The sequence below is a fragment of the Acetobacter estunensis genome, from assembly GCF_019083805.1.
Taxonomy (GTDB): Bacteria; Pseudomonadota; Alphaproteobacteria; order Acetobacterales; family Acetobacteraceae; genus Acetobacter; species Acetobacter estunensis_A.
The window spans coordinates 40,454-58,211 of the sequence record NZ_JAHRDV010000013.1 but is presented as its reverse complement, the minus strand read 5'-3'; the positions used below and the strand labels follow the sequence as shown (position 1 = coordinate 58,211).

At 56.9% G+C, this 17,758-nt stretch carries 21 protein-coding genes; 11 read left to right on the top strand and 10 right to left on the bottom strand.

Going from position 1 to position 17,758, the window contains the following annotated elements:
- Positions 1-43: 43 nt before the first annotated feature.
- The 7 genes from moaA (at position 44) to KUA11_RS13745 (ending at position 4,664) form a co-directional block, all read left to right on the top strand.
- Positions 44-1,117, top strand: a complete 1,074-nt coding sequence (gene moaA, locus KUA11_RS13775; RefSeq protein WP_302480895.1) for a GTP 3',8-cyclase MoaA — start codon at positions 44-46, stop codon at positions 1,115-1,117.
- A gap of 4 nt (positions 1,118-1,121) precedes the next feature.
- Positions 1,122-1,400, top strand: a complete 279-nt coding sequence (locus tag KUA11_RS13770) for a cyclic pyranopterin monophosphate synthase MoaC (RefSeq protein WP_254454942.1) — start codon at positions 1,122-1,124, stop codon at positions 1,398-1,400.
- Entirely contained in the window at positions 1,397-2,005 is a 609-nt protein-coding gene (locus KUA11_RS13765; RefSeq protein ID WP_217411271.1) for an NTP transferase domain-containing protein, read from the top strand. Before KUA11_RS13770 ends, KUA11_RS13765 begins: the two co-directional genes overlap by 4 nt.
- The gene (locus KUA11_RS13760; protein ID WP_217411269.1) at positions 1,993-2,235 is read left to right on the top strand and encodes a MoaD/ThiS family protein; all 243 of its coding nucleotides are present in this window, start codon (positions 1,993-1,995) and stop codon (positions 2,233-2,235) included. Before KUA11_RS13765 ends, KUA11_RS13760 begins: the two co-directional genes overlap by 13 nt.
- A complete protein-coding gene (locus tag KUA11_RS13755; protein WP_217411267.1) occupies positions 2,232-2,708 on the top strand; it encodes a molybdenum cofactor biosynthesis protein MoaE in 477 nt (158 codons plus the stop codon). The genes KUA11_RS13760 and KUA11_RS13755 overlap by 4 nt, the downstream gene beginning before the upstream one ends.
- Positions 2,705-3,511, top strand: a complete 807-nt coding sequence (fdhD, locus tag KUA11_RS13750) for a formate dehydrogenase accessory sulfurtransferase FdhD (RefSeq protein WP_217411265.1) — start codon at positions 2,705-2,707, stop codon at positions 3,509-3,511. The genes KUA11_RS13755 and fdhD overlap by 4 nt, the downstream gene beginning before the upstream one ends.
- Positions 3,512-3,725: 214 nt before the next feature.
- Complete coding sequence (locus KUA11_RS13745) at positions 3,726-4,664, top strand: LysR family transcriptional regulator (RefSeq protein ID WP_217411263.1); 939 nt, start codon at positions 3,726-3,728, stop codon at positions 4,662-4,664.
- A 156-nt stretch (positions 4,665-4,820) separates the two neighbouring features.
- Here the strand turns inward: KUA11_RS13745 and KUA11_RS13740 are convergent, their stop codons facing one another.
- A complete protein-coding gene (locus tag KUA11_RS13740; RefSeq protein ID WP_217411261.1) occupies positions 4,821-5,567 on the bottom strand; it encodes an SDR family oxidoreductase in 747 nt (248 codons plus the stop codon).
- A gap of 153 nt (positions 5,568-5,720) precedes the next feature.
- On the opposite strand from KUA11_RS13740, the gene KUA11_RS13735 reads away from it, so the two are divergent.
- Positions 5,721-6,635, top strand: a complete 915-nt coding sequence (locus tag KUA11_RS13735) for a helix-turn-helix domain-containing protein (protein WP_217411259.1) — start codon at positions 5,721-5,723, stop codon at positions 6,633-6,635.
- 39 nt (positions 6,636-6,674) lie between these two features.
- Here KUA11_RS13735 and KUA11_RS13730 read toward each other — a convergent pair whose 3' ends face one another.
- Positions 6,675-7,037: a winged helix-turn-helix transcriptional regulator gene (locus KUA11_RS13730; protein WP_217411257.1), complete on the bottom strand. Its 363-nt coding sequence runs from the start codon at positions 7,035-7,037 to the stop codon at positions 6,675-6,677.
- Between the two features lie 115 nt (positions 7,038-7,152).
- Between KUA11_RS13730 and KUA11_RS13725 the strand changes: the two genes are divergently transcribed.
- Complete coding sequence (locus tag KUA11_RS13725; RefSeq protein ID WP_217411255.1) at positions 7,153-8,277, top strand: alkene reductase; 1,125 nt, start codon at positions 7,153-7,155, stop codon at positions 8,275-8,277.
- Between the two features lie 16 nt (positions 8,278-8,293).
- Positions 8,294-9,664 carry an NAD-dependent succinate-semialdehyde dehydrogenase gene (locus KUA11_RS13720; protein WP_217411253.1) on the top strand — a complete coding sequence of 457 codons (1,371 nt, stop codon included), beginning with the start codon at positions 8,294-8,296 and terminating at the stop codon, positions 9,662-9,664.
- A 126-nt stretch (positions 9,665-9,790) separates the two neighbouring features.
- On the opposite strand, the gene KUA11_RS13715 is transcribed toward KUA11_RS13720, so the two are convergent.
- The 6 genes from KUA11_RS13715 to KUA11_RS13690 all read right to left on the bottom strand — a co-directional run bounded on the left by KUA11_RS13715 (position 9,791) and on the right by KUA11_RS13690 (position 14,225).
- Positions 9,791-10,438, bottom strand: a complete 648-nt coding sequence (locus tag KUA11_RS13715) for a glutathione S-transferase (RefSeq protein ID WP_217411251.1) — start codon at positions 10,436-10,438, stop codon at positions 9,791-9,793.
- A 97-nt stretch (positions 10,439-10,535) separates the two neighbouring features.
- Complete coding sequence (locus KUA11_RS13710) at positions 10,536-11,426, bottom strand: aldo/keto reductase (RefSeq protein ID WP_217411249.1); 891 nt, start codon at positions 11,424-11,426, stop codon at positions 10,536-10,538.
- Between the two features lie 46 nt (positions 11,427-11,472).
- Positions 11,473-12,186, bottom strand: a complete 714-nt coding sequence (gene bdcA / locus KUA11_RS13705; RefSeq protein ID WP_217411247.1) for an SDR family oxidoreductase — start codon at positions 12,184-12,186, stop codon at positions 11,473-11,475.
- Positions 12,183-12,635: an SRPBCC family protein gene (locus KUA11_RS13700; RefSeq protein WP_217411245.1), complete on the bottom strand. Its 453-nt coding sequence runs from the start codon at positions 12,633-12,635 to the stop codon at positions 12,183-12,185. The genes bdcA and KUA11_RS13700 overlap by 4 nt, the downstream gene beginning before the upstream one ends.
- Positions 12,636-12,666: 31 nt before the next feature.
- Positions 12,667-13,428, bottom strand: coding sequence for an SDR family NAD(P)-dependent oxidoreductase (locus KUA11_RS13695; RefSeq protein ID WP_217411243.1), 762 nt, complete (start codon positions 13,426-13,428; stop codon positions 12,667-12,669).
- A 158-nt stretch (positions 13,429-13,586) separates the two neighbouring features.
- The gene (locus KUA11_RS13690) at positions 13,587-14,225 is read right to left on the bottom strand and encodes a TetR/AcrR family transcriptional regulator (protein WP_217411241.1); all 639 of its coding nucleotides are present in this window, start codon (positions 14,223-14,225) and stop codon (positions 13,587-13,589) included.
- Positions 14,226-14,330: 105 nt separating this feature from the next.
- Between KUA11_RS13690 and KUA11_RS13685 the strand changes: the two genes are divergently transcribed.
- Complete coding sequence (locus KUA11_RS13685) at positions 14,331-15,545, top strand: MFS transporter (protein WP_217411239.1); 1,215 nt, start codon at positions 14,331-14,333, stop codon at positions 15,543-15,545.
- Between the two features lie 445 nt (positions 15,546-15,990).
- On the opposite strand, the gene KUA11_RS13680 is transcribed toward KUA11_RS13685, so the two are convergent.
- Positions 15,991-16,500, bottom strand: coding sequence for a transposase (locus KUA11_RS13680; protein ID WP_254454941.1), 510 nt, complete (start codon positions 16,498-16,500; stop codon positions 15,991-15,993).
- Positions 16,501-16,818: 318 nt separating this feature from the next.
- Positions 16,819-17,736 carry a LysR family transcriptional regulator gene (locus KUA11_RS13675; RefSeq protein ID WP_217411237.1) on the bottom strand — a complete coding sequence of 306 codons (918 nt, stop codon included), beginning with the start codon at positions 17,734-17,736 and terminating at the stop codon, positions 16,819-16,821.
- Positions 17,737-17,758 lie beyond the last annotated feature (22 nt).

The following is a 17,758-nucleotide window of genomic DNA, read 5'->3' as shown; positions in this document are numbered from 1 at the left end:
CATCTTCGGGTGATGCCGCGAGTGGAAAGCGAAGACGCAAATCATGAATACGGAATTGTTGCCGAGCATCAGACCCACAAAAGACCGGCTCCATCGACCGTTCAGGGATCTGCGCATTTCCGTGATGGACCGGTGCAATTTTCGTTGCCCTTATTGCATGCCGGATTCGATCTATCATGAAGGCTTCAGTTTTCTAAGGCCTGATGAACGGCTGAGTTTTGACGAAATCGAACGGGTGGCACGAGTGGCGGCGGAACTGGGCGTGACCAAGCTCCGCCTGACAGGCGGAGAGCCATTGCTTCGTCCGAACCTGCCGGAACTGGTGGCGCGTCTCACGCGCATTCCGGGGATTGAGGATATCGCACTCACAACCAACGGGATGCTTCTGGCACGTCAGGCGGCGGCACTTCACGGAGCAGGTCTGTACCGTGTGACGGTGAGTCTCGATAGTCTGGACCCGACTGTTTTCGCCCGCATGAGCGGTGGACGCGGTGATCTGCGGACCGTGCTGGACGGCATTGAAACAGCACGTGCGATCGGTTTTCCGCGTGGGGTCAAAATCAACACGGTCGTTCAGCGTGACGTGAACGATGCAGGTGTCCCGGAACTTCTTGCGCACTTCCGGCATACGGATGTGATCGTACGCCTGATAGAATATATGGATGTCGGCAATCGCAACGGCTGGGAACGTAGCGATGTCGTAACCTCGCGCGAGATGATGACGCGGATCGATGCGCTCTGGCCTCTCGATCCGGTGTCACCCGCTTATCGCGGCGAAGTTGCCACCCGTTACCGCTATGCCGATGGCGGTGGGGAGATTGGGTTCATCTCCTCGGTCAGTGCGCCGTTTTGCGGAAATTGCTCGCGGGCACGGCTCTCTTCGGATGGGCAGCTTTTCACCTGCCTCTTCACCACGAAAGGCACCGACCTGCGGACAATCCTGCGTGAAACCGGTCATACGGACGAGGATGAGCCGCTTCGACAGGCGCTGGCGGACATCTGGCATCGTCGCGCCGATCGATACAGCGAAGAGCGTCAAGAACGACGATCCCGGGTTAAAGCTGCTCATGAGGATAAGGCGGGGGAGAAAATTGAAATGCACTATATCGGAGGGTGATGCGATGAACGGAGAAACACCTGTCCTGACCCATCTCGACGAAAGTGGTGAGGCACTACGCATGGTCGATATCACGATAGATGGTGACGATGCGCTTATCGATTGTCATGTGCCGAGCACGGGACAAACCGGTATGGAAATGGAAGTTCCTACCGGCGCATCGGTCGCGGCGCTCACCATTTACGACATGTGCAAAGCCCTGACCCATGAAATGGTGATCCGCGAGGGGCATCTTGTGGCTAAGCGCGGAGAGAGATGCGATTTCGGTAATGCGATGCCATGAGACCCCTCTTCGGACTGGTCCTTGCAGGCGGTGTCAGCCGTCGCATGGGACAGGACAAAGCGGCGCTTGCCTATGAGGGCCGTCCACAACTCGACCGTGCGTTCAGCCTGCTTGTACCTCGCGTTAGCCGCTGTTTCGTGTCCTTGCGGGAAGATCAGAAAACTGACGTTGTAAGAAGCATGTATCCGGGAATTGCTGACAGGTCACAGGCAATCGGACCCGCTGCGGGTTTGCTCGCTGCTCATCAGGAATATCCTGATGTTGCATGGCTGGCACTGGCATGTGATCTGCCGTTTCTGGACGACGCAACGCTTGATACGCTGATTGAGGCCCGGCGAGATGGATGCACGGCCGTTGCCTTCCGAAGTGAACATGACGGACTGCCCGAACCCTTCTGCACCATATGGGAGCCTGCGGCTCTGGAGATGTTATCTCGTCAGGTGGCGTCAGGCAGGGTCGCCCCGCGTCAGGCGCTCATCAGTGGCGACACGTTGCTTTTGCCTGCATGCACACCCGGCGCACTCGACAATATCAATACCCCCGAGGAACGGCTGCAGGCTGAAATTAGGCTTGCGGGTGGTCAGGAACAGACATGCCAAGAATAGAAATCGGATATTTCGCACAGCTAGGTGAGCAGGCTGGCCGTCGCGCCGAAACGAGAGAAACGCCCGTCACCACGGCGGCGGCACTTTATGAGGAGCTTCGCGTGGCATACGGTTTTGCGCTTCCGGCTGGCCAGATGCGTGTGGCCGTGAATGCGGCATTTTGTCCCTGGCCCCAGAGCCTGAAAGAAAGCGACCATGTGGTGTTCATTCCACCGGTGAGCGGCGGATGAACCACTTCCTGATTGCTGACACGCCAGTCGATATAGGCACCCTTCGGGAAACGCTTCTGAAGCCTGAAGCTGGTGGCTTCTGCACTTTCGAGGGATGGGTGCGGCAGACGAACGACGGAAGGCTCGTTTCCGCTATCGAGTATGAGGCGTTTGCCCCTTTGGCCACATCTGAAGGACCGACCATTCTCGACGAGGCGCAAGCGCATTTCAACATTACGGCAACTTGCGCGATGCACAGGACCGGCTATCTGCTTGTCGGTGATCTCGCCGTATGGATCGGTGTTGCCGCTCCCCATCGTAATGCCGTCTTCAAGGCTTGTCGTTACATCATTGATGAGATCAAGCGCCGCGTGCCGGTCTGGAAACGCGAGCATTATGTCGATGGGCAGGTTGAATGGGTGGCGTATCATCAGGCGGTTGACGGGACAGGTCAGCAGGGTCCGTCCGATGGCGCGGGGAAGTGGGACTCGTGACTCCCTTGTTTCATATACGGAGAGTGACGAGCCTCGATCGTTCTGCAGAAAAGGCCGACCTGAATATTGCCGATGAGGTGCCGGTCAAACTCATTTTCAGCGGAATTTTTCCATACGGCGTGATGATGCTGACGCCAGATCATCTGACGGATTTCGCATTTGGCTACTGTCTAACAGAACGTATTATCGAGAGGGCCGAACAGATACGATCGGTCGTGGTGTCGGATGGCGAGGATGGTCCGATGCTTGATGTCACGATTTCGGGTGACTGCCTTTCGGAGTTGTTGCGGCGCAGGCCCCGTGCCCAGACTGGGCATTCGAGCTGCGGCATCTGTGGCAGTGACGATGTGCCGTCTGTGGATGTGACCGGTCAGACACCTTTTCCGCTCAATCCCACGATTTCGGCGGCTGCGATCCATCGTGCGCTTCATGATCTCGATCACTGGCAGGAACTGAACGCTGCGACACGCATGGTCCACGGAGCCGCCTGGGCGAACAGAGAGGGTGAGATTCTTCTGATCCGGGAAGATATCGGCCGCCACAATGCGCTCGACAAGCTGATCGGTGCCCGCATGCGTAACGACACACTTTCGGAAGATGGAATCTGTCTGCTGACCAGCCGCTATTCGTATGAAATGGCGCTCAAGACAGTGCGTGCGGGTATGACCACCGTGGTTGCTGTGTCGGCGCCGACAGATCGGGCTTTCCGGCTGGCGGAGAAGATGAACCAGACGCTAATCGCGATCGCACGGCATGACAGGCAGTTCGTCTTCTGTGGCGGGGCACGCCTGACAGGGCGATGACAGCATCAATGGGGAAATCTGTTGTGTCGGATTGGCGCGTGGTTGCCCCCAAGTGCTGGCGCGGCAAGATGAATGCTCGTCACCCTCCTGTCGCGTCATACCGAAGCCAGAACGCGTACATTGCAAAGCATCGTCGAGAACGTAGTCGTGTCCGAAAACGTGATGACACCAGTGGCACCGGACCTCGCGATCCATCATTGGAGAGGAGCATGATATGTTCTTGAAGCAACTACAGTATCTGCGTGAAATTGAACGCTATAAAAGCTTCTCGAAAGCAGCCAATGCATGTGGCGTGTCGCAGCCCGCTTTATCGCGCGCCATTCGTCAGCTTGAGGATGAGTTGGGCGTTGTCATCATCGACCGCAAGAAAAAGGTCTTCGGCGTCACGAATGAAGGCGCGCGCGTCCTTAAATGGGCACATGATATACTGAAAGGCATCAGCGAACTGCGCAATGAGGTCGCGGTCACGAGGCAGGCGATCGCCGGACACGTAAAGATCGGTGTCATCCCGACTGCTGTGCATATTGTCCCGCTCCTGCTGGAAGCCGTGCAGGCGCGATGTGGCGATTTTGCGAGTGAGGTAAATGTTCTTCCTAACAGAACACTCATCGACAAGCTGGTCAGCAAGGAACTCGATATCGGAATTATGTATTACGACCAGTGTCCTCAGGCGAAAGCCTTCGAGGTTCGCACCCTCTATACTGAACAACAGGTGCTAGCGGCATCCCACACATTTGAATTGCCTGAAGGAGAAGACATCAGTTGGGACGCCGCATCCAGATTGCCGCTTGCGCTTCTCACTAAGGAAATGCGCTGTCGTCAACTCGTGGATGTCGGATTTCGGACTGCCGGAGTTGAACCAACGATACGTCGGGAAACGAATTCACTGGAATTGATTCACGCTGAAGTTATGGAAGGAAAGGTCGCAACCATTCTGCCGATCCTGTCTTTTCCGCTGCGCGTGCCGCCACCGGGAAGGCTTAAGATGCTCAGGCTATCGGGCTTTTCTCCAGGCGCAGTCGGTATCGTGCGTCTGAGCGAACAGACTACCTCTGAATTTGCATCAGACGTTTGGGATATTGCCCTGAATACAAGCTTTCAGGACAATATAGACGCGTTGTGCAAGCCTAGCCCTGTTCCGCCTCCGGCCTAAGGAATTATGTAAGGATTGAATGGCCAAAAAGAGGCGAGTGTCGGCTGTCGGCTCTGTGTCCTTTTAGCCGACGGGCGGTTGTGGTAGGAAACGAGACGGTCGGCTTCTGGATTTGAATAATCAGAAGCAGACGTCTGCTCATCGGGAATGACTTATTCACCATCCTTGTTCAGTGGGCAGAACGAACAGTTCTGCAACGTTCATCCGAGAGGGTGCTTTCAGTGCAAACAGGATACTGTCAGCAATGTCTTCGCCTTCAAGAAATGTCATGGAAGCCGCTAGATCATCCATCTGTTTGCGGAAGGCGGCATCCGTAATCTGCTCGTACAGTTCCGACTTCACGGCACCGGGCTGGATGCAGGTCACGCGAATATTGTGCTTTGGTCCGACCTCCATCCTGAGCCCATCCGAGAACGCCGTGACAGCGGCCTTGGTGGCGCAGTAAACGGCCAGACCGGTAAAGACTTTCCGGCCCGCAATCGAGGACATGTTGAAGATATGGCCCGAATGCTGTGCGATCATCTGTGGAAGAACCGCCGCCGTTGCATTAAGGACACCTGATATATTCACGTCCACCATCTGCTTCCACTCGTCCACTTTCAGGCTGTCAATGCTGGACAAGGGCATCAGGCCCGCATTGTTAACCAGCATATCAATCCTGCCGAACCGGGTGATAAGGGTATCTGCGGCGGCTTTGCATGACGCTGGATCCGTCACGTCGGTTGGAAGGGCAACAGCTTTTCCACCTGCCTTGGTGATTTCCGTCACTAGTGCGTCGAGACGGTCCTTGCGCCGTGCCGCCAGACCAACAACAACGCCTTCTGTCGCAAGTTTGCGTCCTGTTGCAGCTCCAATTCCACTGGAGGCTCCGGTAACAAGAGCCACTTTGCCTTTGATACTCATGATCATCTCCGTGTATTACGTCTAAAAACGCTCGGAAAAACATGTAACAACTACGGAAGTTGGCTTCGCTCGCTCTCTTGCTAAAACCATTGTGATTTTGCGCTATTGTGAAGTGATCAGATAACCTCATGACAAGCCTGAAAGGTAAATTGGATGCTTCCCTCGCATCGTTCTTCGCTGCGTGCCGCCAGTTATGCCTTGGAAGGCCGTATTCCGGGTCGGAAAATCGGGCAAAGTCACGGGGAGGCATGGAAAGAGGCCGAGGCGCAGATATTCCGCCGACAGCAACAGGAAGATGAGGTGCTGGTCCCGGCCGTTGCTGAGCCTTTGCTGGTCTGGGTCATCTCGGGAGAAGCTCAGATCGAGGAATGCGAACTGACAGGTGAATGGACGAAAACTGAGGTCAGAAGAGGATCATTCTTCCTGACACAGACCGATGCGCCTTATCTCATGCGCTGGCAGGCTCGTCCGGAACGTTCCTTTGAAGTCATGCATCTCTATCTGGGGCTTGCTTTGGTGAACCGGGCCGCCCGATCTCTTGGACTTAATCCATCACGGCTCCGCATGCGTGACATTTCTGGTGTTCAGGATGCGTTTATATCCGGAGTTCTGACCGGTTTGACGGCTGAGATACAGACGATTCATTCGGCCAGTTCTTTATTCGTGAACGGGCTTCTGGAGAGTCTGACCGTCCACCTTCTGCGTCATTATGCAGAGACACATTCTGCTCTCACGCCCAGACTTGTACAGCTACCAGCGTGGAAACTCCGCAAAGCACTTGATCATATGGAGGTACATCTCGCCGAATCATTCGACTTGGATTTTCTGGCCGGTCTGTGTGGGATGAGCCGGTTTCATTTCAGCCGATCATTTCACAACACCATGGGGCAAAGCCCGTCACGCTGGTTTGTACGGCGGCGTGTCGAACAGGCAAAGGAACTTCTGTGCCAGAGCGACAAATCCATCATCGAGATCGCTCTGACCATTGGTTACGAAAGCCCGAGCCATTTTGCGCAGGTGTTTCGCAGGGAAGCCGGCGTCAGTCCACGCGATTACAGAAAGTTGTGACGTCATCTATCTGATTTCCGCAACTATTCGCGGTTAATCTCAATCACCATCTTTGTTCCGCTGGACCGAATGCGCATACTGATCGCCCCATGTCTTGAGCGCTTGAATGACCGGCTTCAACGTCTTTCCCAGATCGGTCAGAGCATATTCCACATGCGGCGGAACCTCGGGAAAAACAGTCCGTGAAATCAACCCATCTGCCTCCAATTCCCGAAGCTGATTGGTCAGCATCCGCTGCGTGACATTAGGCAGACGCTTGCGCAGTTCGCCGAACCGCAGCACGCCGTCCGCGAACAGGTGATACAGGATCAGCGCCTTCCACTTGCCCCCAAACAGTTCGAGCGTGGCTTCCACCGTGCAGCCGGGGCTGCAGGCCAGCGTGGTGTGACGGATGCGGGGCATGGTATCATTCCTGACACTAGTGGCGGTTTATGTGCGTTCTTGCGCACACCAGAGGGTGGGTCAATGTTTACATGCAGGCCGGACGGATGGCCTGCATTTGTGAACAAGGTTGATCATGTCTTCGTCTTCTTTATTTGAACCTGTGCGGCTGGGCGACCTGTCGCTGGAAAACCGAATCTTCCTGCCGCCACTGACACGCTGCCGCAGTACCCAGCCCGGGGACATCGCCAACGCGCTGATGGCCGAGTATTACGCGCAGCGCACGCAGGCGGGTTTTCTGATCACCGAAGGCACGCAGATCGAACCGCGTGGACAGGGCTACGCCTGGACGCCGGGCATCTACTCACCTGAACAGATCGCGGGCTGGAAACTTGTCACCGATGCGGTGCACGCAAAGCGGCGGCCCATCTTCGCGCAGTTGTGGCATGTGGGCCGCGTGTCCCATCGGGCATTGCAGCTCGGTCATGAGGCGCCGATCGCCCCGTCCGCTGTGGCGGCAACAGGGGTGAACGTATTTATCCCCATGGGACAGGGTACGGGAAAGCTGGTGCCACCCGATATGCCACGCGCACTGTCCATTCCAGAAATCCATGAACTGGTAGACCTATACGCACAGGCGGCGCGTAACGCACTGTCCGCCGGGTTCGATGGGGTGGAGATACACGCGGCCAATGGCTACCTGATCAACCAGTTTATCTCCGAACGCGCTAATTTCCGCACCGATGCCTATGGCGGCAGCCTGTCCAACCGCCTGCGCTTCCTGCGTGAGGTGGTCGAGGCCGTTTCCGCCGTCGTCACGCCCGACAGGATGGGCGTGCGGTTTTCGCCGCTGTTTGGTACGACCACGGAAGAGCGCGTCTATCTCGGCCTGCTGGAGGATAATCCGGCGGAAACCTACACGGCCGCCGTCCGTGTGCTGGCGGACGCGGGCATCGCCTATGTCTCGCTTGCCGAAGCCGACTGGGACAATGCGCCCGAAATGCCGGACACCTTCCGCGCGAGCGTGCGCGATATCTTTGGCGGCTGCATCCTGTGCGCGGGCCGTTACGACCTGCACAAAGCGCAGCATGTGCTGGCGCATGGCTGGGCGGACATGATCGGCTTTGGCCGAAAGTTCATCGTCAATCCTGATTTGCCCGTGCGGCTGGAACATAACTGGCCGCTCAATCCGCTGGATCCGGCGACGATGTATGGCGGCAGCGCGCATGGCTACACCGACTACCCTTTCCATAATCAATAAACAGGGAAACGGACCAATGAGTTTTTACCAGACTCTCAACCCGACCACGGAAACCGTGGAACGTACGTTCGAACTTCACACCGCCGCGCAGATGAAGGCGATTGTCGACCGCGCGGACCATGTGTGGAAGACCGACTGGAAAAAGCGCGATATCGCCGAGCGCAAGGTCATCATGTCAAAGGCCGCCGATCTGCTGCGCCGCGACCGTGTGGCCCATGCGCGCCTGATCGCGACCGAAATGGGCAAGGCGCTGCCTGATGCGCTGGAGGAAATCGACATCACCGCCGATATCCTGTCCTTCTACGCCGAGGGCGCGGCAGAATTCCTTGCCCCTACGCATCTGAAGGTCAAGGAAGGCCATGCAAAGATCATCAACCAGCCTCTGGGCGTGATCTACTGCATCGAGCCCTGGAACTTCCCCTATTACCAGCTCGCCCGCGTGGCTGGGCCGAACCTGATGGCGGGCAACGTGGTCATCGCCAAGCACGCGCCCAACGTGCCGCAATGCGCGCTGGCGTTTGAAAAGCTGTTCCACGATGCGGGCGCGCCTGTGGGCGTCTATACCAACATCTTCCTTGATAACGACCAGTCCGCTGAACTGATCAAGGATTTCCGCATCCGTGGCGTCGCCCTGACGGGCAGCGAACGTGCGGGCCAGACGGTCGCGGCCGAAGCGGGTGCGGCGCTGAAGAAGGATACGATGGAACTGGGTGGCAGCGACGCCTTCATCGTGCTGGATGATGCGGACCTTGAACTGGCGGTCAAATGGGCGACATGGGGCCGGTTCGCCAATAACGGGCAGGTCTGCACGGCGGCCAAGCGGATGATCGTGCATGAAAAGGTCTACGACGCCTTCCTCGCGGGGCTGAAGAAAGCGATCACGCAGTTCCGCATCGGCGACCCGCTGACTGAGGGCACCACCCATGGCCCGATGAGCAGCAAAAAGGCACTCGATACCGCACTTGCGCAGACTGACGAAGCCGTTAAGGCAGGGGCAACTCTGGTGGCTGGAGGCAAGCGGATGGACCGCAAGGGCTTCTTCATGGAGCCAACGATCCTGACCCATGTGTCAAAGGACAATCCGATCTTCTATCAGGAGATTTTCGGTCCCGTCGCGGTCGTGCACAAGGTCGCATCAGAACAGGAAGCTATCAAACTGGCCAATGATTCACCCTATGGCCTTGGCGGTTCTGTGTTCTCGGGTGATCTTGGTCGGGCTGAAAAAGTGGCGGAACAGGTCGAAACCGGTATGATGTTCATCAACACCGCGACGGCCGCAGCCCCCGAACTGCCCTTTGGCGGGATCAAGAACTCTGGCTTTGGCCGCGAACTGTCCTTCCTGGGTATTGAGGAGTTCATCAACCGCAAGCTGATCCGTGTTGCCTGAAGATTAGGCGAACGCTGCTTTCTGTCCCGGATAAAATCCTGTCCGGGGCAGAGCGGCCCTGCTCAAAAAGGCAAATGCCAGACATAAGGGTGAACGCGGCCCACCCGCTCGGGGTTGATCGGCGCTTCAGTGCTTTGGCGGAACAATGGCCAGTTGCTCCCGGACACTCGGACGCTCCTGCACCCTCGCGAACCAGGCTAAAAGCGCCTCGTATTCCAGCGGGATCGGCAATTTTACGGCTGTGGCGAATATAAAACCGCCGATGACTGCAATATCCGCCATCGAGAAAGTCTCACCAGCTATGAAGGACTGTTTCCTCAGCACGCCATCGAGGTAATGCATCCCACGCAGAGCCTTATCGCGCTGGCGAAGTCCCCACTCCCGGTTCTGGTAGAGTTCCACATCGGGACCGAGGCCAGGTGTGGCATGATGAAAATAGACGCTGATAGCGTCCAGAATCTCGATCTCGGCGCGTTTTGTCATCATCTGGATCATGCCTTTCTCAAGCGGCGTTCGACCGGTCAGTGTGGGTTCTCCGGCGAGCGCATCAAGATAGACCGTGATCGCCGTACATTCAGCGAGGCAAATTCCATCGTCCAGTTCGAGAACTGGCAACGTTCCGGAATAATTTTTGGCGAGGAAAGCAGATGTCTTGTGTTCGCCTTTCCACAAATTGACCGGCACGAATTCGACCTCGGACTGAAGATTCTTTTCTGCCAGAGCAATACGAACACGGGCTGGATAGGGCCCTGTGGGCCAGTCGTAAATTTTCATTGAAGCAGCCTTATTGGCATCGAAAGCGAAAATGTCAGGTGTGGTCCAGACACTCTCCCGGTTCCTTTCGGGACAGTGATTATCCGGTGGCGCTTCCCTACGACGTTGACTGAAACGTCTTCCGCCCTTCGGCATCCAATGCCGCGAAATCATCGTCGGAGAGGGTGATGCTGGCGGCCGCGACATTCTGCTCCAGATGGGCGACCTTCGAGGTCCCGGGGATTGGCAGCATCACCGGGCTGCGTTTCAGAACCCATGCCAGCGCGATCTGGCTGGGATGAGCATCATATTTCCCTGCCATAGCGTCCAGGATTGAGCCCGGCTTCGCGAGGTCGCCGGCGGCAAGCGGAAACCAGGGGATAAACCCGATGTTCTGCTCAGTGCAGTAATCGAGCACGTCCTCGCTGGTGCGATCGACGAGATTGTAGCGGTTCTGGACGGTTGCCACATCAAAGAACTTCGAGGCGGCCTTGATGTTTTCGACGGAGACCTCGCTCAATCCTGCATGACGGATCAGTTTCTGATCAATGAAGGATCTGACTGCATCGAACTGCTCATCCGCCGGGACTTTGGGGTCAATGCGGTGCAATTGCCACAGATCAATCTGTTCGACGCTGAGATTGCGCAGGCTCTTGTGCACCTGCTGAAGTAGATATTCCGGCCGCCCGACCGGCTTCCAGATGTCTGGCCCCGAACGGGTCAGACCAGCTTTCGTGGCAATCATGAGCCCATTGGGATAGGGATGCAGGGCTTCCTTGATCAGCCATTCCGAGACATCCGGCCCGTATGCGTCGGCCGTGTCGATGAAGTTGATGCCGAGTTCGGGAAGACGTCGCAGCGTACGGATGACTTCGTCATGATCGGTGGGCGGCCCCCATATCCCTTTGCCTGTGATGCGCATCGCTCCGAAACCGAGCCGATAAATGGTAAGATCGCGGCCAATCGTGAAAGTACCGGAGTTCGCAGCATTTTCGAATGAATGGGTCATGGCTCCCGTTCCTTTTCATCAGGATGGTTGGAGATCAATCATTCCGTCAGGCCGCGAAGCCGCCATCGATGTTGTATGCAGCGCCAGTGATGATGCCAGCCTCTGGTCCGGCAAGATACGCCACCAGTCCCGCAATCTCTGCGCCTGTGGCATGGCGTTTGATCGCCATGAAGTCGTGCATCACGTCCTTCAGCGGCCCATCGGCGGGGTTCATGTCGGTATCGGTGGGACCGGGCTGGACGACATTGACGGTGATGTTGCGCGCCCCGAAATCACGCGCCAGTCCCTTGACCATGCCTTTCAGTGCCGCCTTGCTGGCGCTGTAGGCTGCAAGGCCACTCATCGGCATCCGGTCTGCATTGGCCGAGCCGATGAAGATGATGCGGCCCCCGTCGGGCATGGTCCGCGCGGCAGCAACCGCCGCGTGATAAGGCGCGAGAGTATTGATGTGGAAAAGCCGGTCGATGTTGTCCGGCGGCATGTCCAACGGGTCACCCGCGCCGAGAATTCCGGAATTGACGACCAGCACGTCCAGAGGGCCGAGTGAGGCGATCAGCGCAATGAGAGCATCCCGGTCGCCACTGTCGGCGCGCAGGGCCTTGCTTCCGGTCTCGGCCGCCAATGCCTGGGCGTCGTCAGGCGAGGATAAATACGTGAAAACGACTTTCGCGCCATCCGTTGTGAAGCGACGCACGATGGCGCCTCCAATCCCGCGACTGCCGCCAAGCACGAGAACGGATTTACCATGAAAGTTGGTCATGATCGTGTTTCCCTCAACGCCAGAATTTCCGCCAGTCTGTCAAACGCTGGCTGGTAGATGTGTGTCGGCATCCGGGCCTCCATGCTGGCTGCGTGTTCGGCAGCCGCCTCAAACTGGCCGCGCCAGCGGATAAACGTGCGATCGCCATCCGTTATGGGCAGAAGCGTGATGGTCGAGCGGTAGTTCCGGAGCGGCAGAGCCGATTCAATGATCGAGAACGTCACCGCATGATCCACGTCGGACAGCGCCAGAAGCTGTTCGCGGATGATACCGACATCGCCCATTTCAACACGGCGGATCGCGCCGACACGGTCGCCGGGGTAATTGCCTTCGATCACGCAGCTTTTCACGCCTGGCAACCAGCGACCAAGGGAGCCAAAATCACGGATCAGTCCCCAGACAGACGAAGCGGGAGCATTGATGACGCTGCTGGCCATAACGTGTATCATAGGGGCTCTCCCAGTTGTGACTGTCTGGCTTTCATAGCGACTGGCCGCCCGTGACTTCGATGCGCTGGCCGTTCACCCAGTGCATGTCGTCAGACAGAAGGCCATGCACCGCCGCACCGATGTCGTCGGGTTGACCGACGCGCCCCAGGGGCGTGATCTCTGCGAGGCTCTTGTTGATCGTGGCATCGTCACGGACCAGACCACCGCCGAAATCCGATGCGACCGCGCCGGGGGCGACCGCATTGACGGTAATGCTCCGCGCGCCCAGTTCCTTCGCCATATAGAGCGAAATAACTTCGGTTGCAGCTTTCATGGCGGAGTAGGGACCATGATCCGGCAGGTAGAAGCGTGTTGCAGCGGAGGTAATGTTGAGAATGCGCCCACCGTTCCGGATCAGAGGCAGAAGGGCTACCGTCAGCAGGTACGGGCCCTTGAAGTGGATGTTGTACTGATTGTCGAGCTGTTCGGACGTCGCGGCATCGAAACGGGTGTGGATGATGTTGCCGGCGTTCTGGACAACATAATTCAGTCCCCGCTGCGCGAACTCGTTTATGAGAAGGGTTTTGACCTGCTCTGCAAAATCCCTGAACGACGCATGGTTCGCGATGTCCAGCTGCAGCATGCGCAGCTTTGCATCCTTCTGGCTGAGGGCGATTTCAGCAGCCTTCGCCTCGCCTTCATTAGCGTGATAGGTGCCGATCACGTTGATGCCGGTGGCCGTCAGATGCTTCGCGATACTGTAGCCGATGCCGCGATTGGCGCCCGTGACGAGGGCGATTTTTGATGTGCTCATGATCGGATTCCTTGACGAGGCATGGCGTCGTGTTCCGAAAACACCATTTCCATATCGACCGATCCATAATGGGAGCATGGAGCGGGGTCAAGAATTTGTGGACCGGCTGATATGGAATTCTTCTACCGAGGCCGGCTGACCTTGCCTCTGCCAGCCCGTTAGCGTTTTTTGGGCCTTTTTGCTGTTTTCGGCTTCACCGCGTTGATATCCCACAATGTGAGAAGAGACGTGACGGCCGCATCTAGAGTGTCGGAAGTCATCCCGTCCCGGGCTTCACATGTTATACCGTGGAAAAAAGTCGTGAGAATATCGGGTAGGACATCTGCCGCCGGAGATGCTTTCAATTCGCCATTGGCAATGGCGCGCTCTACGCAGGCTCTGATGCCAGTACGCGTGCGCTGTCGTTCTGCCGCGAGAAGAGCCTGGACAGATTCGTTTTCGGGGGAGCAGTTGCTGGCGCCGGATACGACCAGACATCCGGTCGGATGTGCGCGGGTACACTGCATCCGCGCCGAACCGCGCAGCGTCCGTTCGATGGCTTCACGCGGCGACAGGCTCTCGTCCCATAAAGGGGCCATGACCTGCCCGTAGGTCGCCAGATAATGCTGCACGACTTCGCGGAACAGGGCTTCCTTCGAGCCGAATGCGGCATAGAAACTCGCAGGCGAAATATCGCCCATGCTGGCCTTGAGCTGGGTCAGTGAGGTCGGTTCATAGCCCTGCGCCCAGAAGAGCGCCGTGGCGGCGTCAATCGCCTTGTCGCGGTCAAACTCACGGGGACGCCCTGTCCGCGCCATGGCATCGTTCCTTCCGAAAGACTTCGATATTAATCGATCCAGAAGTAATTGCCAAGGCTGTCGCCTCTCTATATGTGTATCAACCGGTCCATATATGAGCGCCCCATGATCCCGACCATCACATTGCCTACGAAAAAAACCGATGAGCGCTTGCCGGTCGCTGGCCTGCTCGCGCTGGCTATGACTGGTTTCATCTGCATCATGACAGAAACTCTTCCGGCCGGTCTGCTACCGGAGATCGGGACCGGCCTGCATATTTCCCCAGCTCTCGCCGGGCAGATGGTGACGGTCTATGCCGTAGGCTCTCTGAGTGCGGCGATTCCGTTGACCCTTGCCACGCAGCGATGGCGGCGCAGGAGAGTCCTGCTACTGGCGATCATCGGCTTCGTAGTGTTCAATTCCATCACTGCGTTTTCCACGCATTACGGTACGATCCTCGTGGCCCGGTACGGAGCAGGCGTGGCGGCGGGTCTCGCCTGGGCGTTGCTGGCCGGTTATGCGCGCCGGATGGTGACGCGCGCCCAGCAGGGGCGTGCTCTGGCGATTGCCATGGTGGGCACGCCGATCGCGCTCTCGCTGGGGGTTCCCGCCGGGACATGGCTGGGCGCCATCGTCGGATGGCGTCTGGCTTTCTGGATCATGTCGGGCCTGACCGTGCTGCTGATCGCGTGGGTTTTGGCGAAAGTCCCTGATTTTCCGGGTGCCGCGCATCACGAGCGTCTGCCGTTGCGGCATGTTCTGGACATGCCGGGCGTGCGGTCTGTTCTGGGCGTCGTGATGACCTGGATGCTCGCGCACAATGTTCTCTACACCTACATCGTGCCGTTCGTGACGCCAGCCGGGTTGGCGGGACAGGCGGATCGCATTCTGCTACTTTTCGGGGTCGCCGCGCTTGCCGGTATCTGGCTGACCAGCCGCACGGTCGACCATGCCCTGCGCCTGTCCGTCCTGCTCAGTCTCGCCATATTCGTCGTCGTGGCAGGGGCTTTCGCTCTTGGATCAGCGTCGCCTGCGGTGATCGTGATCGGCGTCACGATATGGGGGCTGACATTCGGCGGTGCCGCCACATTGCTCCAGACTGCGCTTGCTGATGCGGCCGGCGATGGCATGGACGTTGCGTTGTCAATGAATGTCGTCGCTTGGAATAGTGCCATAGCCGGTGGCGGCCTTCTGGGCGGTGTGTTGCTTGCAACTTGGGGCACTATGTCGTTCCCCTGGACTGTAATGGTGCTCGCTACCGCTGGCTTCCTAATTGCATGGCAAGCCCGGTCTCACGGATTTCGACCTGGCCATCGGCTCGGGCATGGGGGCGAGAGCTAAGAATTCAATGGGGACGGGTTGTGGAGTTACCCCGCGGTTTTGGTAAGGGTAACCTGTTTATGCCAACGATGGTTTGTGTCAGAGGGTTTTCACTCATTACTCGATTATGTTCGACATGAAGGCATCAGCAGCCTGTCCGTTCGTATACCGCTGAGTAGGCAGTCGGATAGGTGGGGGTAAGAGGCTAATGTCTGCTTCCCGACTTAGATATTTGGAAACGGACAGTCTCCATCAAGCCTGGTACATTTACTACTCAGCGTTGAGCGGTCCGTCGCCGTTATAGCTACTCGATAGTTAGGGTAGGATTCATTCTTTGAGATAGAAGATGAAGCTTGCTGCGATGTGGATTGCAGACATGAATGTATGACCGCAGCGGTCGTATCTGGTCGCAACACGTCGCCAGTCTTTCAGCTTTGCGAACATGTTTTCGATCAGATGGCGCTTTTTATACAGATGTCAGTTGTAAGGCGGCTTTGATTTTCGGTTCTTTTTTCGGCGGAATACAGGCAGTGATATTGCGTTTTGCAAGCGATAACCTGATCCGATTGCTGTCATAGCCCCGGTCTCCGATGACTTCTTCTGTCTCATCGGGAAAGTATGCCAGCAGAACGTCTGCTCCTTTGAAGTCACTGACCTGACCCGCTGTCAGATGCAGCCGGACTACGCGGCCCTCGCCGTCACACACGGCATGGATTTTGAGTTCAGTCCGCCTTTTGTCCGTCCGATATGGCGGGGAAAAGCCCCTTTTTAAGAGCAGAAACGCTACCGTTCTGTGTGCTTTGAGGTGCGTTGCGTCGATCATCAGATGTTTTGAACAGCCAGTCTGCTCCGTCAGGACGACGAAGATCCGGTCAAAGACACCAGGCGACTCCATCGTGTGAAGCGGTTGTATAAAGTCTTGTGCGGACCATACTCTTTCGGGGCATCTTTTCCACTGCAGGCCGTTGAGGATCATGTAAACAATCCCGCTCAGAACACGACGGTCATCCACACGTGGAACCCTATGTGCCAGTGGGGAAAACGGCCTGAGCCTAATGCGGTAGATTTACTGCATCGTTGGCGCAATGAGATAAATATGAGACTAAGTGGACGCAGAAAAAAGTCTGTCAAAACGATCTGTTAGACCTGCATTGTTCTCAAATTGCGTATTCCACAATTTGAGAGGAAATCCTATTCTGGAAACCATCAATTTCTTTTTAAAACAAACGATTAGTCCGCATCAAGAGCGGCTTTTTGGCGTTCTCCCACGCTAACTGGAATTATATGGATCAAATCAGATCGTGCCCGGTAGGTTTCGATTGGAGAGATTCCCTATACACATATCGAGAAATGCCGAAACCCGTAGTGGCAGACGTTGGCCGGTTACGGTGAAAAGCCCATAGACTAACGGTGCGCATTCATCATCCAAACCCAGATAAGCCAGCGGTTTACCATCAAGGGCGTTCTGATTACGCGGTCTGGCATTGCCCAGTCCAAACCCCACTCCTCGCGCGGCCAGACTGCGGATGACATCCATGCTCGGGTAATGTCCTGCGATGCGCGGGGCAATACCGGCGGAAGAAAAGAGTTGAAGAAAATAATCGCGTGAGAAGGGAAGGTCGAGCAGTAGAAAAGGTTCGTCCGCAAGGTCTTCCAATCGAACACGCCCTGTTGTCGCCAGAGGATGATCGACCGAAGTGAACACGTAAGGCGGTAAAGCTGAGAGTGGCTGAAAACTGATCGCCTGTGGCATCGGCATGTTGTAGCCGATCATGACCGAGACTTCTCCGTCACGAAGTTTCTCTGTCAGTTCCTCGTGATGTCCGGCAATGACACGTAGTCGTGCCTCGGGGTGGGTGGCCGAAAAACTCTGAATTAGATCGGGCGCCAACAAGGGAAAGAGCGTGGTCATGCAGCCAACGGCAACTTCTCCCTGAACACGTCCCAGCATACCGTTGAGTGATCCGCCAAGTTCCTGTGCATGGAGGAGAAGCGTGCGGGCTTCCTGTAACACCATGCGACCTTCCGGGGTGAGGGAGAGTCCCTGCGCGTGATGGCGGATGAAAAGCGAGATGCCGAACACGTTTTCCAGATGGGCAATCGCAGCCGAGATCGCGGGTTGGGAGATGGGAATCTGGCGTGACGCTTGCACGATGGACCCGCTCTCAGCTGTGGCGACGAAATATTCGATCTGTCGCAGGGAGAACTTCACTCTGGGCAACTCCTCGTGGATG

Bases quoted from the DNA above. Each gene is read 5' to 3' on its own strand.
- KUA11_RS13695 (WP_217411243.1), bottom strand. From the start codon at position 13,428: ATGAGCACATCAAAAATCGCCCTCGTCACGGGCGCCAATCGCGGCATC.
- KUA11_RS13765 (WP_217411271.1), top strand. From the start codon at position 1,397: ATGAGACCCCTCTTCGGACTGGTCCTTGCAGGCGGTGTCAGCCGTCGC.
- KUA11_RS13740 (WP_217411261.1), bottom strand. From the start codon at position 5,567: ATGAGTATCAAAGGCAAAGTGGCTCTTGTTACCGGAGCCTCCAGTGGA.
- bdcA (WP_217411247.1), bottom strand. From the start codon at position 12,186: ATGACCAACTTTCATGGTAAATCCGTTCTCGTGCTTGGCGGCAGTCGC.
- KUA11_RS13730 (WP_217411257.1), bottom strand. From the start codon at position 7,037: ATGCCCCGCATCCGTCACACCACGCTGGCCTGCAGCCCCGGCTGCACG.
- KUA11_RS13680 (WP_254454941.1), bottom strand. From the start codon at position 16,500: ATGATCCTCAACGGCCTGCAGTGGAAAAGATGCCCCGAAAGAGTATGG.
- KUA11_RS13685 (WP_217411239.1), top strand. From the start codon at position 14,331: ATGATCCCGACCATCACATTGCCTACGAAAAAAACCGATGAGCGCTTG.
- KUA11_RS13755 (WP_217411267.1), top strand. From the start codon at position 2,232: ATGAACCACTTCCTGATTGCTGACACGCCAGTCGATATAGGCACCCTT.
- moaA (WP_302480895.1), top strand. From the start codon at position 44: ATGAATACGGAATTGTTGCCGAGCATCAGACCCACAAAAGACCGGCTC.
- KUA11_RS13770 (WP_254454942.1), top strand. From the start codon at position 1,122: ATGAACGGAGAAACACCTGTCCTGACCCATCTCGACGAAAGTGGTGAG.
- KUA11_RS13745 (WP_217411263.1), top strand. From the start codon at position 3,726: ATGTTCTTGAAGCAACTACAGTATCTGCGTGAAATTGAACGCTATAAA.
- KUA11_RS13710 (WP_217411249.1), bottom strand. From the start codon at position 11,426: ATGACCCATTCATTCGAAAATGCTGCGAACTCCGGTACTTTCACGATT.
- KUA11_RS13690 (WP_217411241.1), bottom strand. From the start codon at position 14,225: ATGGCGCGGACAGGGCGTCCCCGTGAGTTTGACCGCGACAAGGCGATT.
- KUA11_RS13700 (WP_217411245.1), bottom strand. From the start codon at position 12,635: ATGATACACGTTATGGCCAGCAGCGTCATCAATGCTCCCGCTTCGTCT.
- KUA11_RS13735 (WP_217411259.1), top strand. From the start codon at position 5,721: ATGCTTCCCTCGCATCGTTCTTCGCTGCGTGCCGCCAGTTATGCCTTG.
- KUA11_RS13725 (WP_217411255.1), top strand. From the start codon at position 7,153: ATGTCTTCGTCTTCTTTATTTGAACCTGTGCGGCTGGGCGACCTGTCG.
- KUA11_RS13760 (WP_217411269.1), top strand. From the start codon at position 1,993: ATGCCAAGAATAGAAATCGGATATTTCGCACAGCTAGGTGAGCAGGCT.
- KUA11_RS13715 (WP_217411251.1), bottom strand. From the start codon at position 10,438: ATGAAAATTTACGACTGGCCCACAGGGCCCTATCCAGCCCGTGTTCGT.
- KUA11_RS13720 (WP_217411253.1), top strand. From the start codon at position 8,294: ATGAGTTTTTACCAGACTCTCAACCCGACCACGGAAACCGTGGAACGT.